This window comes from Gemmatimonas sp. (assembly GCF_036405635.1).
Classification (GTDB): Bacteria; Gemmatimonadota; Gemmatimonadetes; order Gemmatimonadales; family Gemmatimonadaceae; genus Gemmatimonas.
This window is the reverse complement of the sequence record NZ_DASWXE010000076.1, coordinates 56,736-73,603: the sequence shown is the minus strand read 5'-3', so window position 1 is coordinate 73,603 and position 16,868 is coordinate 56,736. Positions and strand designations below refer to the sequence as shown.

13 protein-coding genes are annotated in these 16,868 nt (G+C 64.2%); 6 read left to right on the top strand and 7 right to left on the bottom strand.

Features of this window, described 5'->3' with window-relative positions; translation table 11 throughout:
* Positions 1–160: 160 nt before the first annotated feature.
* The 3 genes from VGE27_RS05660 (at position 161) to VGE27_RS05650 (ending at position 5,906) form a co-directional block, all read left to right on the top strand.
* Complete coding sequence (locus VGE27_RS05660; RefSeq protein ID WP_331048665.1) at positions 161–1,399, top strand: acyl-CoA dehydrogenase family protein; 1,239 nt, start codon at positions 161–163, stop codon at positions 1,397–1,399.
* Positions 1,400–1,650: 251 nt separating this feature from the next.
* On the top strand, positions 1,651–4,659 hold the full coding sequence (locus VGE27_RS05655) for a SusC/RagA family TonB-linked outer membrane protein (protein ID WP_331048664.1): 3,009 nt from the start codon (positions 1,651–1,653) through the stop codon (positions 4,657–4,659).
* Positions 4,660–4,664: 5 nt separating this feature from the next.
* Positions 4,665–5,906 carry a RagB/SusD family nutrient uptake outer membrane protein gene (locus VGE27_RS05650; RefSeq protein WP_331048663.1) on the top strand — a complete coding sequence of 414 codons (1,242 nt, stop codon included), beginning with the start codon at positions 4,665–4,667 and terminating at the stop codon, positions 5,904–5,906.
* Between the two features lie 95 nt (positions 5,907–6,001).
* On the opposite strand, the gene VGE27_RS05645 is transcribed toward VGE27_RS05650, so the two are convergent.
* Positions 6,002–7,051: a choice-of-anchor A family protein gene (locus VGE27_RS05645; RefSeq protein ID WP_331048662.1), complete on the bottom strand. Its 1,050-nt coding sequence runs from the start codon at positions 7,049–7,051 to the stop codon at positions 6,002–6,004.
* A gap of 296 nt (positions 7,052–7,347) precedes the next feature.
* Between VGE27_RS05645 and VGE27_RS05640 the strand changes: the two genes are divergently transcribed.
* The 3 genes from VGE27_RS05640 to VGE27_RS05630 all read left to right on the top strand — a co-directional run bounded on the left by VGE27_RS05640 (position 7,348) and on the right by VGE27_RS05630 (position 11,293).
* Positions 7,348–8,103 carry an electron transfer flavoprotein subunit beta/FixA family protein gene (locus tag VGE27_RS05640; RefSeq protein WP_331048661.1) on the top strand — a complete coding sequence of 252 codons (756 nt, stop codon included), beginning with the start codon at positions 7,348–7,350 and terminating at the stop codon, positions 8,101–8,103.
* A gap of 2 nt (positions 8,104–8,105) precedes the next feature.
* Positions 8,106–9,095: an electron transfer flavoprotein subunit alpha/FixB family protein gene (locus VGE27_RS05635; RefSeq protein ID WP_331048660.1), complete on the top strand. Its 990-nt coding sequence runs from the start codon at positions 8,106–8,108 to the stop codon at positions 9,093–9,095.
* A gap of 143 nt (positions 9,096–9,238) precedes the next feature.
* Positions 9,239–11,293: a (Fe-S)-binding protein gene (locus VGE27_RS05630; RefSeq protein WP_331048659.1), complete on the top strand. Its 2,055-nt coding sequence runs from the start codon at positions 9,239–9,241 to the stop codon at positions 11,291–11,293.
* 79 nt (positions 11,294–11,372) lie between these two features.
* Here VGE27_RS05630 and VGE27_RS05625 read toward each other — a convergent pair whose 3' ends face one another.
* The 6 genes from VGE27_RS05625 to VGE27_RS05600 form a co-directional block, all read right to left on the bottom strand.
* Positions 11,373–11,846, bottom strand: coding sequence for a hypothetical protein (locus VGE27_RS05625; protein WP_331048658.1), 474 nt, complete (start codon positions 11,844–11,846; stop codon positions 11,373–11,375).
* Between the two features lie 118 nt (positions 11,847–11,964).
* Positions 11,965–12,699 (bottom strand): class I SAM-dependent methyltransferase, encoded by a 735-nt coding sequence (locus tag VGE27_RS05620; protein WP_331048657.1) that lies wholly within the window; start codon positions 12,697–12,699, stop codon positions 11,965–11,967.
* Between the two features lie 7 nt (positions 12,700–12,706).
* Positions 12,707–14,017, bottom strand: coding sequence for a gephyrin-like molybdotransferase Glp (glp, locus tag VGE27_RS05615; protein WP_331048656.1), 1,311 nt, complete (start codon positions 14,015–14,017; stop codon positions 12,707–12,709).
* A gap of 25 nt (positions 14,018–14,042) precedes the next feature.
* The gene (gene dacB / locus VGE27_RS05610) at positions 14,043–15,656 is read right to left on the bottom strand and encodes a D-alanyl-D-alanine carboxypeptidase/D-alanyl-D-alanine endopeptidase (RefSeq protein ID WP_331048655.1); all 1,614 of its coding nucleotides are present in this window, start codon (positions 15,654–15,656) and stop codon (positions 14,043–14,045) included.
* On the bottom strand, positions 15,653–16,081 hold the full coding sequence (locus tag VGE27_RS05605) for a 6-pyruvoyl trahydropterin synthase family protein (protein WP_331048654.1): 429 nt from the start codon (positions 16,079–16,081) through the stop codon (positions 15,653–15,655). The genes dacB and VGE27_RS05605 overlap by 4 nt, the downstream gene beginning before the upstream one ends.
* A gap of 72 nt (positions 16,082–16,153) precedes the next feature.
* On the bottom strand, positions 16,154–16,867 hold the full coding sequence (locus tag VGE27_RS05600; protein WP_331048653.1) for a hypothetical protein: 714 nt from the start codon (positions 16,865–16,867) through the stop codon (positions 16,154–16,156).
* Position 16,868 lies beyond the last annotated feature (1 nt).

The following is a 16,868-nucleotide window of genomic DNA, read 5'->3' as shown; positions in this document are numbered from 1 at the left end:
ATAGTGACAGCGAAAGAACTGTCCAAGGCGGATACGACCGCCGAAACCACAAAGTGTCAACCAATCCCGGCCATTCCCTGCCGAGGCGATACCGGGTCACTACATTTCGCCGTCACAACAGGACAGCCCGTCCCTTTTCCGCCCCGCCTTCCGCATCCCTATGGCCTCCGATCCCCTCCTCGCGCGAGCCGTGCCGGCCCTGCCGTCCGTCGACCTGAAGGCCCATGCGGCCGATCTCTTCAACATCGATGCGGCCCTCACGGAAGAAGAACGCGCCATTCGCGACACCATCCGCCAGTTCGTCGACGAAAAGCTCATCCCCGTCATGGGTGACTGTTACGTCGAAGGCCGTTTCCCAGACGAGCTGATTCCGGAGCTCGCCGAGCTCGGCGTGCTGGGCGCGAATTTGCCCGAGGAGTATGGGTGCGCGGGCCTGTCCAGCGTCGCCTATGGTCTCATCATGCAGGAACTCGAACGCGGGGACTCGGGCATCCGCTCGTTCGCCTCGGTGCAGGGCGCGCTGGTGATGTACCCGATCTTTGCCTTCGGTTCGGAAGAGCAGAAGCGCCACTATCTGCCCAAGCTCGCCAAGGCCGAATACATCGGTTGCTTCGGGCTTACCGAGCCGGATTTCGGATCGAATCCCTCGGGCATGATCACGCGCGCGCGCCAGCAGGCCGATGGATCGTGGATCCTCAACGGCGCGAAGATGTGGATCACCAACGGCTCCAAGGCGCACGTGGCCGTGGTGTGGGCCAAGACCGGTGACAGCAACGACGACAGCTCCATCCGCGGCTTCATCGTGCCCACTGACACGCCGGGCTTCCAGGCGCGTGACCAGAAGGGCAAGCTCTCGCTGCGCGCCAGCGATACGTCGGAACTCGTACTCTCGGACGTGCATCTCCCGGCCGACGCCATCCTGCCGCATTCGAACGGTCTCAAGAGCCCGCTCATGTGCCTCACGCAGGCGCGTTACGGCATCTCGTGGGGCGTACTCGGCGCCGCGATGGCTTGCCTCGAAGAGGCGGTCTCGTACTCGAAGAGCCGCGTGATGTTCGACAAGCCCATCGGCGGCTTCCAGATCCAGCAGGTGCGCCTCGCCGACATGCTCACCGAACTGGTGAAGGGTCAGCTCGTGTCGCTGCACCTCGGACGCCTCAAGGACGCTGGCAACTTCACGCCGGTGCAGGTGTCGCTCGCCAAGCGCAACAACTGCGATATCGCCACCAACATCGCCCGCGAAACGCGACGCCTGCTCGGCGCGAATGGCATTCTCGCTGAATACTCAGCGATGCGACACATGGCCAATCTCGAGAGCGTGTACACATACGAAGGCACCCACGATGTGCACTCGCTGATTCTGGGTCAGGCACTCACCGGCTTGAACGCATTCAAGTGAGCTGAGTTTCTCACTGCTGTGTATTGCACAACGCCCGCGTCGAGACTCTCGATGCGGGCGTTGTGACATGATGGGCACGCTTGCTTGCCGGCGAACGCCAGCGAGGTAGGTTCTGCGAAAACAGTCCTACCTTGTCGAGGAGCAATCGCATGGAGCAGTCCGTCAGAATGTTGGCGAGGTGCCGTACATGCCTCCCGCAACACCGTCGCTCACCGGTTCGCATGTTGGGTATGCTGTTCGCAGCATGCCTCATGAGTTTCAAACCGGACCGGGTTCCGTTGCAGGCGCAAAGTGGTGGGCAAAGTACCGGAGTGATTGCAGGTGTCGTGGTGAATGATCGTAGTGGTGCACCCGTCAGTGATGCGCAGGTTGCCGTGGAAGGCCGCAATGTCGGCGCAACAACAGACGCCGCCGGACGCTTTCGGTTGGTTGGGCTGACGGGCAGTGGCAACGTGGAGCTGACCATTCGGCGTATCGGTTTCCAGTCCCGCACCATGAGCGCGGCGATCGGTGCCACCGATGTCCGCGTCGGACTCATCGAACGCGCGATGGAACTCACCTCGGTGGTGACCACCGGCACGGCAGGTATCGCCGAGAAGCGTGCGATCGGCAATGCAGTCACCACCGTGAATGCCGCCGAAGTGGTGGCGACGCAACCGGTGAACTCCTTTCAGGAACTGCTGAACGGACGTGCATCCGGCGTGAGTATCACGGCCAGCTCTGGTCAGGTGGGTACGGGTTCGCGCATTCGCGTGCGTGGTGCGTCGTCGCTTTCGCTGTCCAACGATCCCCTCATCTACGTGGACGGCGTGCGTGTCGACAATACACAGGCGTCGGGACCGGCGAACCAGGCGTTCGGTTCGGCGTCCATTTCGCGGTGGAACGACTTCAGTCCCGATGACATCGAAAGCATCGAAGTCATCAAGGGCCCAGCGGCTGCAACACTCTACGGCACTGAAGCCTCCAACGGTGTCATCCAGATCATCACCAAGAAGGGCGCTGCCGGTCGGCCGGTGTGGAACCTCGTGGCGCGTGGTGGCACGAGTTGGGTGCCCAACTGGCTCACGCGCTTCGAGGACAACTACGGCACGGTACCACGCGCGGGCAGTACGACTGCGTTGGACACGGTGACGATCTCCACCCGCCAGCTCAACGACTCGCTCAATGCGCGCTTCGGCAACGACATCTTCACGACCGGCGAGTTGCAGGACATCCAGCTCTCGCTCGCTGGTGGCGGCTCCACCGTCCGCTACTACGCGGGTGGTGGTTATGAGGAGAATCGCGGCGCTGAGCGCGTGAATCGCCTGCGTCGCATGAATCTGCGCGTCAATGTGCAAGCCAATCCGTCTCCTTCCATCGATCTGCAGACGAGCCTCGGCTACACCTCCGGCCGTACATACCTGCCATACGAGGCGGGCGGCGGTGGCGCCACGTGGGCCACTTACTATGCGTCGCCGAGCTTCCTGTACGGTGGTGTGGGTGTGAGTACGCGCGCACCCAACAATCCGCAGCTCGGTTTCCGTTCCGGGCCGCCAAACATCTACTACCAGGCCTACGACCTCTTCCAGGATGCGGACCGTTTCACCACCAGCTTCCAGATAGCGAACCGGCCCACGTCGTGGCTCAATCATCGCCTCATCCTCGGTATTGATCGTCTCGCCGAGAACAATGAAGAGCGCACGCCGCGCAACGACATTCTGGGGGCGACCTATGCATCGTTCGCCAGCAGCGGGCCACCCACGTCTGGGTCCATCTCGGCCTCCATGCGCGATGTGACCGTGACGTCGTACGACTATGTCGCGAACGCGAGCTTCTCGCTCACGTCGGCGTTCAAGTCGGTCACCTCGGCGGGCGGCCAGATCTACATGCGGCAGTCACGGTTGCGCGGCATCAGCGGGTCGACATTCCCGGCAGCCGGTCTCACGTCGATCGCGTCGGCGTCCATCCGCAATGTGGGTACGGACGAGCTGTTCCAGAACAACACTGTCGGTGCCTTTGTGCAGCAGCAGGTGGTGTGGAACGACCGCTTGTTTCTCACTGGCGCCATTCGTACCGACGACAACTCGGCGTTCGGCACCAACTTCGATGCCGTCACGTACCCCAAGCTGAGCGCATCGTGGGTCGTGAGTGATGAACCGTCGCTCAGCATCCCGTCGATGTTCAACATGCTCCGCGTGCGATCCGCGTACGGTGCCAGCGGTTTGCAGCCCGGTGCGTTCGACGCCATTCGCACGTACACGGCAGCGGGTGGGTTTCTGACACCGTCGTCGGCCGGCAATCCCGACCTCGGCCCCGAGCGCAGTACCGAGTTTGAAGCCGGTCTCGACGCGGGTATGTGGAACGATCGTCTGGCCATCGAACTCACGTACTTCAAGGGCAACACCAAGGACGCCATTCTCTCGCGACAGGCGCCACCGTCCAACGGCTTCCCGGGCTTGCAGCTCTTCAACGCCGGGCAGGTCGACCGCAACGGTATCGAATGGATCGTGCGCAGTACGCCCATTCGTGGAGACCGGCTGGCATTGGATCTCACGTTGAGCGGCTCCACGAATCACTACAACATCGCCTCGCTGGGTGCGGGCACGGACTTTGTCTCGCTTTCCAGCAACGTGGCGCATCGTGTGGGTTACGCGCCTGGTGCCTGGTGGGATCGACGGGTGGTGAGTGCCGGATATGACGCCACCACCAAGCGTGCCACCAATCTGATGTGCGATGACGGCAAGGGTGCCACGGTCGCCTGCGCCTCGGCGCCGCGCGTGTTCCTTGGCAACTCGGTGCCCACATCCGAAGGTTCATTCACGGCAGGGCTCACACTGTTCGGCAATCTGCGTATCAACAGCTTCCTCGACTGGCGCGGCGGTTACAAGAAACTCGATGGCAACTACCGTGTGCGCTGCGGAGCATTCGTGCTGTGCCGTGAGCTCTACTACCCCGATGAAGTGGAAGACAAGGCGCTGCTTGGTGCGGTGCAGGCTGGCACGGCGTACACGCATCACCTCATCTCCGACGCGAGCTTCATGCGTCTCCGTGAGCTCTCCGCCACGTACACGCTGCCCGCGCGTTTTGCGAGCACGCTTGGCGCGAGCCGCGCCTCGGTGACCATCGCCGGTCGCAACCTCGCTTTGTGGACCAATTTCCCCGGCATCGAACCCGAGGCCTCGTTCAATGGCGGCACGCGAGGCGGCGCATTCGGGCAGTGGGAGCAGAACGTACTGCCGCAGCTTCGTCAGTTCGTGGCCACCGTCAACTTCAACTTCTGATCATCATGAAAACCATGACGATGAAGGTCGTGACGGCGGTCCTGGCCGTATTGGTCACCGCCGCATGCAGCGGGTTCGATCGCCTGCTGAGTGTGCAAACACCCAGTCGATTGGCCGAGGATGCGTATCTGGTGCCGGCCAACGCGGCATTGATCTCCTCCAGTGCCGTCGCCGACTACGAATGTGCCCTCGGCTCATATGCCGTGGCCAGCGGGATGGCTGCCGGAGAGTTGTTCGATGCCACGCAGACCGCAGCACGCTGGAGTTATGACCGGCGGAATATCCTGGCGGTCGATGCCACCTACTCCACGTCCAACTGTGAGAACATTGGCGTCTTCACGCCCATCAACACAGCACGCTACACGAACGATCAGGCGGTGACCAAGCTGGAAGAGTGGAGCGATGCGCAGGTGCCCAACCGCCAGCGTCTCATTGCCGTCAATTCGGCGATGGCCGGATTCAGCCTGATCCTGCTGGGTGAGGGGTTTTGCAGCGGCACGATCAATGTGGGGCCGTCGCTGACACCCGCCCAACTCTTCGATTCCGCCGAAGTGCGGTTCACCAAGGCCATCGCTGCGGCAACGGCGGCCAATGACGCCGCAATCCTGAATCTCGCCTATGCAGGGCGGGCAAGAGCGCGCATCAACAAGGCCAATCGCACGGGCGCAGCAGAGGATGCGGCACGGGTACCTGTGGCCTTCGTATACAACGCCACGTCGGACGCCACCGTGGGGCGTCGTAACAACCGCGTCTTTCAGCAGAACAATCAATCGTTTTCGGTGACCGTGGCGACGGCCTATCGTACGCTCAACGACCCGCGTGTCTCGCTGACCAACCAGAACCGCCTAGCGTCGGATCAGGTGAATCAGTTGTGGACCCAGAACAAGTTCGCGAGTCTCACAGCGAGCTATCCGATCGCGTCCGGCATCGAGAGTCAGCTCATCCTCGCTGAGGCGCGTGGTGGCGCTGAAGGCATTGCGATCCTGAATGCGCTTCGGGCTCGCACTGGTGTGGCGTTGCCGGCGCTCACGGCGCAGGAGACGGCGAATTTCAATGACGCAGTGGCCGAGGAGCGTCGGCGGGAGCTGTTCCTGCAGGGCAATCGCTGGTTCGACGTGCGCCGTTTCAATCCTGCGCTGGTGCCCACCACGGGCACGGCGTACGCCAAGGGCGGCGTGTACGGTGACCAGCGGTGCTGGCCGCTACCAGACGCGGAGCTCCTGGCCAACCCCAACACGCGCGGCTGAGAACCACCGCCAGTGCGGGTGCTGAAATGACAGAAGGCGGTCGCCAGATATCTGGCGACCGCCTTCGTCTTCGGTGATGCACAGCTCTCGCGCGATCAGCGCGAGCGCCGCCGCCGCGCAAAGAACAAGGCTGCCACGCCAGCACCCACCAGCGCCAATGTCGACGGCTCGGGGATCTGGGTGGTGGGCAGGTACCCTGCGTAGCTGTTGCGATAGAACTCACAGTTGCTGGTCGCGCTGCGCAACACGAAGTCGCCGTTGCACGAGCCGTAGCCGGCGGCCAGTGCCACGTTCGGTGCGAGCACCGAACCGCGCATGCTGCCGTTGAAATTCACCGTCGCGTTCGTCGAGCTGTTGAGATTCCACAGCAGTCGCGACGCGAGGCCACCGGGATTGTCGGAGTTCACCTGGCCGCATCCGCCGAACTGCGTGCTGTTGGTAGCGGTGGTGCAGAAGTTGAAGCCGGTGTTGGCGAACAGCGTCTTGCCGTCGAAACCGGTGACGTTGACGATGATCGTGGCACCCGGCGGCGCATAGAAGTGATAGCCACCGGTCGCGGCAGCCAGCGAGGCTGCCGAGATCTCGAACACGTTCACGTCGCCCGTGCCATAGAACCACAATTGCGACCACTGCGAGGTGGCGGTCGTGGTGGGCGTGAGTGCGGCAATCTGCGTGGACAGGCCCGTCAGTCGGGTGTACTCGGCCACAAAGTCCACGGGCAGAGGGGCACCCACCGTCTTGCCGGCAACCGTCGCGCTGGTCAGCGCCGGATCAGCCGCGAAGTAGCTCTTCCCGTTGTAGACCTGACCATTGGTGATCTGGGCCGCGCCGGCCACCACGAGGGCGCCGTTGGCTACAGGGCCGGGCAGCTTCGCACCGACCGCCGCGCCCGTCATGCTGAGCGCGCCGCCCACCGCGAGGGTGCCATTCACTTCGGTGTTCTGCTGTGAGAAGCTGCCGAACGTGAAGACGTTGTAGTTGGTGAGCCCCTGAGCGTTGGCCTGCGACAGCGGCGCGGCCAGCAGTGCGAGGGCAAAAACAGCAAACCCGGCGATCAGCAGTGCGGTGCGACGGCGATCGCTCGCCGGGACCGCCCGCGACATCGCGGGGCTGGACAGTGCAGTGGTGCGGAATGAGCGCAGCATGATCATTGGGGCTGGTCGGGCCTGCCAGAGGGCCACCCTTTGGAAAACAACACGTCTCTCGATGTCGACGATTGACCCCTCAGGGAGGTCAAGAATGCGACGCTACCGACGTATTTGGAAATCTAAACGACCTCGACCATTGAATTCAATCGAACGTCCCATGCCTTTGGGTCGTATTCCCTCGGGTAAAGCAGCATAAATGTGACGATACCGTCGCATTGCCCGACGGGTGGACGCTCTCTAGCTTCCCCTGTGCCTCTTTGTTTCTTCCCTGACTCTCGAACGGAGCGACCGCGGTGAAGATCGCCGTGTGCATCAAGCGCGTGCCCGTGATGGAAACCAAGTTCGCCATTGCGGCGGACGGGACCCGGGTGGACGACGCTGGACTCAAATACGACGTCAACGACTTCGATCTGTGGGCGATCGAAGCCGGCCTGCAGCTCAAGGAAAAGAACGGCAACGCGGGTGAGGTCGTCGCGATCTCGCTCGGTCCTGATGCGGCGCAGGAACAGATCCGCAAGGCGCTCGCGATGGGTGCCGATCGCGGCATCCTGCTGCAGGCAGCCTCCACGCCGGCCGACGGTCTCGCCGTCGCCCGTGCCCTTGCCGCTGAGCTCAAGGACGGCGGCTACGATCTGGTGCTGTTCGGCCGCATCGCGGTCGACTCCATGAACCAGATGACGGGCCCGATGGTCGCCGAACTGCTCGATCTGCCGTGCGTCACGAACGTCTTCCGCCTGGAGATCAGCGGCAAGACGGGTCGCGCTGAACGCGCACTCGAAGGCGCCAGCGAGGTGGTGGAGTTCCCGTTGCCCGCCCTGCTCACGATCGACGACGGCCTGAACAAGGAACGCCTGCCGTCGCTCAAGGGCATCATGGCGGCCAAGAAGAAGACGCTCGATGTGAAGCCGGCGCAGCTGGGCGAAGCCCGCGTGACTGTGCAGAAGATGGTGCTCCCGCCCGAGCGTGCCGCTGGCCGCGTCCTGGGTGACAGCGCGGCCGCGGTGCCGGAGCTGGTGAATCTCCTTCAGACCGAAGCGAAGGTGCTCTGACCATGGCCAACGTTCTCGTTTTTGCAGAAGTCCGCAGCGGTGAGCTGCGTAAGGTCGCCTACGAAGCGGTGACGGCCGCCCGCCAGATTGCCGACCTCTCGGGCGGTGGCAACGTGCACGCGGTGCTGGCCGGCGCGGCCGGTATCGGCGCCAAGGCCGAGGCCCTCGCGCAGTACGGCGCTGACAACGTGCTCGTGCTCGAGCATGCCGGCTTCGCACAGTACAACCCGGAAGCACTGGCCGCGACGCTGGCCCAGCGCCTCGGCACGGGCAGCTATGGCTTCGCGGTGTTCAGCGCCACGGCGCAGGGCCGCGATCTGTCGCCCCGTGTGGCGGCCAAGCTGGGCGCTGGCCTCGCGCCCGACCTCACCGGCTTTGCGGTCGAGGGAGGGCAGGTGGTGGGCCAGCACTTCAACATGAACGGCAAGACGATTGCCACGCTGGCGCTGACCGGTTCGCCGGCCATCCTGTCGCTGCGTCCGGCCGCTTTGCAGCCGATGGCCAACGCCAAGCCGCTCGCCACGGAAGCCATCACGTCGGCTGCCGATCCGTCGGCCTCCCGCGTGAAGGTGGTGGAGCTCAAGCAGGGCAACACCGGCAAGATCGATCTCAACGATGCGCCGGTGATCGTGGCCGGTGGGCGTGGCCTCAAGGCGGCTGAGAACTTCAAGCTGTGCGAAGATCTCGCCGATGCTTTCGGCAACGCGGCGGTCGGTGCGACGCGTGCGGTGACCGATGAAGGCTGGCGTCCGCACTCGGACCAGATCGGTCAGACGGGTCGCAACGTGAGCCCCAACCTGTACATCGCCGTCGGTATCTCGGGCGCCATCCAGCACCTCGCTGGCATGCGCTCGTCCAAGACCATCGTCGCGATCAACAAGGACAAGGACGCACCGATCTTCAAGATTGCCGACTACGGCATCGTGGGTGACGTGTTCGAAGTGATGCCAGCGCTCACGGCTGCGGTGAAGGCCGCCAAGGCGCAGGGCTGATTTTCCGCTGTACCCAGGCCCCATCGCCGCGAGGCGGTGGGGCTCTGTTTTGCCCCCCGCCGCGAATGCCATGTACGGCCCCGGCCGCCATGCGCTTGTCGCCTGCGCTTGTCGCGACTCCTCTCCCGGTCTAGCTTCGCGCCATGACCCTGTCCAACCTCGTATTCGCGGTGATCCTCACCGGCGGCTTCTGGATGTTTGCCCAGCAGGCGCAGCGGCTCGTCCGCTGGCTCAAGCTGGCCAAGCCGGAAGACCGCACCGATCACCCCGACATCCGTACAAAGAACTTTCTGCTGATCGGTCTCGCCCAGACGAAAATTCTGCGCGACCCGTTCGGTGGCCTCATGCACGCCCTGGTGTTCTGGGGTTTCTGCGTCCTCGGTCTTGGCACCGTCGAGATCTGGATCCAGGGGCTCTACACGCCGTTCAACTGGGGCGTGATCCTGCCGCGCATGCTGTACGTGCCGTACGTTTTCTCGCAGGAGATCTTCGCGGTCTTCGTGCTGATGCCCGTCGGTTACCTGCTGTATCGCCGCCTGGTGCTCAAGCCGCGCCGGTTCACGGTGGACACGGTGCACAGTGGCGAAGCGGTGCTGATTCTGTGCGTGATCGCCACGCTGATGCTCACGCTGCTGCTGGTGTTCGTGGGTGATGCCAAGCAGCCTGGTGCCGATCTGGTGGGCCGCCCCATCACCGCCATGTTGCTGCCGATCTTTGGCGGCATGTCGGCCGAAACGGCGCACATCATGGCGCGCGTGTCGTGGTGGATCCATGCGGTGCTGATCCTGTGGTTCCTGAACCACCTGCCGAAGTCCAAGCACCTGCACGTGCTGTCGTCGCTGATCAACGTCTGGCTTTCCAACACCAGCGGCCCGGGCCGCATTGGTGCGATGAAGCCGATGGATCTCGAGGCGGAAGACGCCGAGCAGTTTGGTGCCGCCGACATCGAGCACCTGTCGTGGAAGAACCTGCTGGACGGCTACTCCTGCACCGAGTGTGGTCGCTGCACTGCGGCATGCCCGGCCAACACCACCGGCAAGCTGCTCTCGCCACGCATGATCGTGGTGAAGACGCGCGCCCGCCTGACGGAAAAGGCGAGCATGCTCGATCTGGTCGCGGCAGGCGGGGGCACCGCCACCGAAGAACAGCAGGCGGTGCTCGACAAGAACCTGCTCGACGACTGGATCACCGAAGAAGAGCTGTGGGCGTGCACCAGCTGCCGCGCCTGCGTGCAGGAGTGCCCGGTGAGCATCGATCAGCTCGAGATCATCAACGAGCTGCGCCGCGACCTGATGCTCATGGAGTCGCGCTTCCCGGAAGAGTTGCAGCCGGCGCTCACGAGCCTCGAGCGCAACGGCAGCCCGTGGGCGTTCAGCTCGTCCGATCGTGAGAAGTGGGCGGAAGGCATGAACATCCCGACCATGGCCGAAATGGCTTCGTCGGGCGAGAAGCCGGACATCCTGTTCTGGGTCGGCTGTGCCGGTTCGTTCGATGATCGTGCCAAGAAGATCACCGTGGCGTTCGCGCGCATCCTGCAGGCGGCCAATGTGAAGTTCGCCATTCTGGGTCAGGAAGAGACCTGCCACGGCGATCCGGCCCGCCGCATGGGCAACGAGTATCTCTACCAGATGCTCGCCAAGGGCGTGATCGAGACGCTGAACGGCTACGAGATCAAGACCGTCGTGACTTTCTGCCCGCACTGCTTCCACCAGATGGGCAAGGAGTTCCCGGATCTGGGCGGGCACTACGAAGTCATTCACCACACCGAGTACATCGAGCGCCTGCTGGGTGAAGGCCGTGTGCCGCTCGACACCGAGCATGGCCAGCGCCTCAAGGTCGCCTACCACGATTCGTGCTACCTCGGTCGCTACAACGAGATCTACGACGCGCCGCGCAACACGCTCAAGAAGGCGCTGCCCATCATGGAATTGGTGGAACCCGCACGCACGAAGAGCCGTGGCATGTGCTGCGGTGCCGGCGGTGGTCGCATGTGGATGGAAGAGAACGACGGCAAGCGCGTCAACGTCGAGCGCAGTGAAGAGCTGCTCGCGACGGGCGCCGATCAGATCGCCGTGGCCTGTCCGTTCTGCATGACGATGATCAACGACGGTGTCGCCAGCACGGGCAAGGAAGTGCCGGTGTTCGACATCTCGGAGATCGTGGCGTCCAAGTTGGCGGTATCGGCCAGCTCGAACTGATCTTCTACGCTCGACGAACAAAGAGGCCGCGCTCCATTTCGGAGCGCGGCCTCTTTGTTCGCCTCAACCGCATCGTCAGTTAGGGCTTGATCTCCAGCGCGGCCTGCGCTGCCGTCAACTGCTCGCCACCGAAGTCCACCACGGCATACAACGTGTAGTGCCCGGGTGCGAGCTGCGGCATGGCCAACCGGAACTTCTCGGCGCGGCCCGCGTCCACTCGGCGCGCATCGGCGAAGGGTACCGCCAGCACGATCTCGTCGAACTCGTCGCGCACCTGCAATTCGCCCACGATGGTCGTGGCCACGGACCCCGTGTTGCGGTAGCGCACTTCGAGCTGCTTGCCCTTGAGGAGCAGGTCGCTCACCTCGCCATCCACGACAGGAGCCGGAAGCGTGTCCGTCACCGTCGTGTGCGTCGGACCATTGGTCACCGACTGCGCGCGCAGGGCGGCCAGCGGAGCGAGGGCAATCGCGCCGAGGGCGAGGATGCCCAGAGCGATCAGGGGGGCCCGGAGGTAGGAGACCGGTGCCTTGGAGGAGGGGGAGAAAGGCATGCCGATCTCTACTGGAAGGATGATGCCACGCGAATCAGCAGGAGAAATGGTCGTATGAGCCCATATTTTGTGGTGCAGGTGCGACAGTCGCTGTCGCCTGCAGCCCTCATGCATCAGATCACGACTTTCTGAGTCGCATGATCTGCACCTGCTGCTTCACCGCGCCTTCCTCGAAGGGCACCGTGGTGGTGGACACGATGCGCAGGCCGACCGTGGGCAGGTGCTCCTTGAACGCCGGCAGGGCGAGCCGACCGGGATCGGCCACGAGGGCCACACCATCGTCGCGCAGCGCGCGTGCGAGGCACTCGGCGACCAGCGTGGCGTACTCCTTCTCGTACAGCACATCGGCTGCCATGACCACGTCGAACGTGCCCAGGTCCTCCGGCCAGTGTCGCCAATTCACCATGCGCACCGCCGGCTCCACCCCCAGGTTGCGGCGGGCATTGCTGCGGGCCATGTGCAGCGCGTCTTCGTAGTAGTCGGTGCTGGTCACGTCAAAGCCGGCCGCCAGCGCCGCCACCGTATCGAGCCCGAGGCCACATCCGAGTTCGAGCAGCGTGCGCCCCTGTCCCGCTTCGTCGAGCAACGCACCGGCCAGCACGCGCGCCGAAGGCCAGAGATCGGCCCAGTAGGGCAGGCGCTCGTCATGCACATAGTCCGCTTCGCTGATCAGATGATCGGCGTTGGACGGCTTGATGAGCTGGAATTCACGGGCATTGGAGCCTGTGCCCACCGTGATGGGCGACTCGACCAGCGTGAAGCGTCGGGCCAATGCGGCGTCGAGCGTCTCGCCGTGCAACGAGGCCATCGCCTGCGCGGCTGGATCGAGCGCCGAGAACTTGGGTTCACTCATGGAAACGTCAGGCAGCGGTGAGGAACGGTGCATCGGGGAGCAGCAAGGCACTGAGCATCATGCCGGGTTGCACCTGGCTGACCTCCTCGGGCACGAGCACGAGCGCATCGGCGTGCACCATGCTTTGCTGCAGGTTCGATCCCTGCGGGCCGGCAATCGTGGCTTCGAGCACGCCATCCATTGCAACCGACAGACGAGCGCGCAAGAAGTATGAGAGAGCTGCTGGTGTGTCGATGTGTTCGCACATGCGCACCGGCAGTTTCACGTGGCACGTGGTGATGTGGCCACCTAGCTGGCGCAGCAACGGCCAGGCGAACAGCATGCCCGTGACCAAGGTGGACACTGGGTTACCTGGCAGTCCAATCCATGGCACGTCGCGCACCATACCCGTGCCGATCGGACCACCCGGGCGAATACGAGCACGCCAGAATTGCTGTGTGCCGCCAAGCGCCATCAGTGCATCACGCGTGTAGTCGTGTGCCCCCACCGACACGCCACCGGTGGTGATCAGCAAGTCACAGCCATCGCCGAGCGCCGCATCCATCGCGTCGGTCATCGCCTGCAGCGTGTCGGGAACCAGCGGCGCCATCGTCACGTGTGCGCCAGCGCTGCGGAGCAGGGCCGGCAGCGCATAGCTGCTCGACGATACGATGCGCCGGCCAGACAGCACCTCGTCGAACGCTTCCACCGGCACGAGTTCGTCACCGCTCGAGAGCACGGTCACCCGGGGAGCGCGATGCACCCGCACCACGGCCTGACCCACCGACGCGAGCATCCCGAGGTGTGCCGCGCGGATGGACGTACCGGGCGTGAACAGTGTGACGCCGACTGCGACATCCTCACCGCGAGGACGCACGTTCCCGCGGCCCTGCGTGTCGCGATCGCTCACGATGCGCACGGTCGCACCATCGCCGTTTCGCGTGGCTTGGTCGTCGGTGTCTTCGATACGGATCACCGCATCGGCGCCGGGGGGCATGGGCGCGCCGGTCATGATGCGTACGGCGGTGTGTGGCGTGACGGCTGGCAGTGCCGACGGATCGCTCCCGGCGACACTCGTTCCCACGACCGGCAGCGCACGGGGCTCGTGAGCCGATGCCCCGACCACATCGGCACGCCGCACCGCATATCCGTCCATGCCTGCATTGTCCCACGGCGGCAAGGACACCCGGCTGGTGATCGACTCAGCAAGCGCGCGTCCGAGCGTTTCTGTGAGCGGCAGCGTCACCACCTCGGTCGCACGGTCCTGCGTCGCGCGCAGAATGCTGGTCAGTGCATCGTCGTACGACAGGCCGCGCCGTACCGTCGGTTCATTGCTCACGGGTGCACGCTCTCAGGGCCGATGCTCATTGCGGCAGAGCAGGGAAGCGGCCACCGGCCATCGTGCGCACCAGCAGGTCCTGCACGCGCTCCACCTCACGCGTGGGCACCGAGAAGTTGTTGCACAGCAGCGAGAAGAACAGCAGACGACCATCGCTGCTGGTCACGTACCCCGAGAGCGAACGGGCCTTGTCGAGGGTGCCAGTCTTGGCGTGCACGTTGCCCTGGGCCGGCGTGTCCTTCATGCGGTTGGCGATCGTGCCATCGACACCGGCCACGGGCAATGCATCACGGAACATCGTGTACCATGGCGAGCGGTGCATCGCATCCAGTACCCGCACGACCGCACGCGGAGTCAGGTAGTCGTGACGCGATAAGCCGCTGCCATCGCGGTACGCCACGTCCTGCCCGGTGATGCCCCACTCGGCCAATGTGCGAATGCCCACCGCACGCGCGCTGTCCGCTGAGCCGTCGCCCGACGTCACGTAGCCCGACGTGCGGAACAGCAGCTCGGCGATCTGGTTCTGCGATGGCTTCTGCATACGGCGCAGCACGTCCGCAAACGGCACGCTTTCGATCACGTACAGGGTATCGGGAGCCGTGACGACCTGTCGTGAGCCCTGACGCGTGTCGCGCCGGATCACCGTCCCCTGGACAGCGATCTTTCTGCCGTGCAGGGCGTCGCCCAATGCGGCAATGAACGCGTCACCCGGATGACGGTAGGCTACCGTGATGCGTGTGCTGTCGCCGAGTGGCATGGTACCACTTACGACGACCTGATGACCAATACTGTCGTAAGCCACCGACAGGGGTTCCGGAGCCCGCATGGGCGCGCCCGCGATGCTGTCGCGTGTCACGGCGTCGATGCGCAGCGCCGGATAGCGCTCCGTCGGCGCGCGCTTGACCTGCACCTTCTGACCGACTTTCGCGCCAGCTTTCACATGCAGGTACAACTCACCTTCGTTGTAGGTGAGTTCGTCGATGGCTGCGCTATAACCGAAGTCGAAGTCATCCCACGCCCAGCCGAAACCGGTCGTGGCGCCCGGAAGTGCATCACCCCACGGCAACACGCGTCCGGTGATGCGCTTGATGCCGCGGGCCTGAAGTGCATCGAGCACACCATCGAAGGCGCTGGCGGCTCGACCACCACGCAGGGCATCGCTGATGCTCGGATCGCCGCTGCCCTGCACGAGCACGTTGCCGTGAAAGACCGCGCCGCGCTGTACACCGTCCAGCAGCACCGGGGTGCGCCAGCGGAAGTCGGGCCCCAGACGCTGCAGGGCGATGGCTCCCGTCAGCAGTTTCTGGTTGGACGCCGGCATGAACAATCGGTCCGCGTCGTGCGAAAGGATCGTGTCGTTGCGCTCTGCATCCACCAGCAGAATGCCCCAGCGCGCGTTGCGCCACATGGGCGCGGCCAGCACCGAGTCCACCAGGTACTGGAGCGTATCCCGCGTGCCGGGCATGGCAATCGTTGCCATGGGCAACATGACCGGGATCATTTCCGGGGCCACCGGCTCCGGGCGGTGCGGTCCAACCGGTGCCGGCACCGATGGGCGAGCGCAGGCCATCACGCCGGCCGCCACACTCGCCGCAAGGATGCCAACGGACGACCAGCGCTTTCTATCGACCACGCTCACGCGTCCACCTCGTACGTGCTGCTCAAGGTGGTATCCTCGGCGAGGTGTACCCGAACCACATGTGCTGTCGTGTGGGCCAGTGCGGCCTGTACCCGCTCACAAATGAAGCGCGCCAGGTTCTCGCCCGTCGGAATCAGCTTGCCTTCCGCGAACTCCGGTACGTCGAGATTGATGTTGCGGTGGTCGAACCGGTCACGGACTTCGCGCTGCAGCACGCGATCCAAAAATCCAAGATCCACCACGAACCCAGTCTCCTCGTCTACCGGACCGGCTACCGTGACATCACACAAATAGGTGTGGCCGTGATAGTGCGGATGGGCGCAGGCGCCGAACACGTCGGCGTTCTCCTGGTCGCTCCAGTCGGGACGACGATAGCGATGCGCGGCCGCAAACACGACGCGACGGGTGAGCGAGGTACGGGGCATCGGGCCGCGCAGGGAGGGGAGACGACGACGGCGCCACTCCTGCGAGTGGCGCCGGTGAACGAACGGAGTGCCTTAACGGAAGAGCGGGACCGACACGCCGGCGCTTACGCCCCAGTTGGTGCGCCACGCCGAACGCTGGCGCGTGTCGGTGAGCACCGACGTGGTGTCCGACGCTTTCACGAAATAGCGGTCGGGGTACTCGTACTTCCACATGTAACGACCAATGTCGATGCGCACCTGTGGCCCCTTGCGCGGCAAGTAGCGCAGGCTGGCACCATAGGTCAGCGCAAACTTGCTGCCAAAGCGATACGCACCGGTGTCGACGGCGGCAAAGTTGCTGGCAATACCACCGCCGAAATTCACCGACGGCATCAGGTTGTGCCACGTCTTCTTGCCGGTAAGCGAGATATCGAGGCCCAGGTCCATCACATGCGTGTTGGCCGACTCCATGCGCAGCACACGCGTGGCGCGCGGGTTGTTCGGCACCAGCACCTTTCGCTCCGATGGCGCGAGCAGGTAGCGCGCATACAGCGATACCGGACCACCAACCCCCAGATCGTAGCGCAATGAACCCATCGCTGACGACTTGGATGCCACATCGGCCGGGTCGCGCTTGATTGCCAGCCAGCCGGCCATGATGGTCAGCGTCTGGCCGATCTTGAAGTCTTCGTACGGGCTCGCCGACGGCTGATGACCGACCTGCGCGGATGCCACGGCCGGCACAGCGACGGAGAGCGCCGCCAGCACAGACGCGCGGGCAAGGACAGCAAAACGAATGGAGGACACG

Bases quoted from the DNA above. Each gene is read 5' to 3' on its own strand.
- VGE27_RS05660 (WP_331048665.1), top strand. From the start codon at position 161: ATGGCCTCCGATCCCCTCCTCGCGCGAGCCGTGCCGGCCCTGCCGTCC.
- VGE27_RS05655 (WP_331048664.1), top strand. From the start codon at position 1,651: ATGAGTTTCAAACCGGACCGGGTTCCGTTGCAGGCGCAAAGTGGTGGG.
- VGE27_RS05650 (WP_331048663.1), top strand. From the start codon at position 4,665: ATGAAAACCATGACGATGAAGGTCGTGACGGCGGTCCTGGCCGTATTG.
- VGE27_RS05645 (WP_331048662.1), bottom strand. From the start codon at position 7,051: ATGCTGCGCTCATTCCGCACCACTGCACTGTCCAGCCCCGCGATGTCG.
- VGE27_RS05635 (WP_331048660.1), top strand. From the start codon at position 8,106: ATGGCCAACGTTCTCGTTTTTGCAGAAGTCCGCAGCGGTGAGCTGCGT.
- VGE27_RS05630 (WP_331048659.1), top strand. From the start codon at position 9,239: ATGACCCTGTCCAACCTCGTATTCGCGGTGATCCTCACCGGCGGCTTC.
- VGE27_RS05625 (WP_331048658.1), bottom strand. From the start codon at position 11,846: ATGCCTTTCTCCCCCTCCTCCAAGGCACCGGTCTCCTACCTCCGGGCC.
- VGE27_RS05620 (WP_331048657.1), bottom strand. From the start codon at position 12,699: ATGAGTGAACCCAAGTTCTCGGCGCTCGATCCAGCCGCGCAGGCGATG.
- VGE27_RS05605 (WP_331048654.1), bottom strand. From the start codon at position 16,081: ATGCCCCGTACCTCGCTCACCCGTCGCGTCGTGTTTGCGGCCGCGCAT.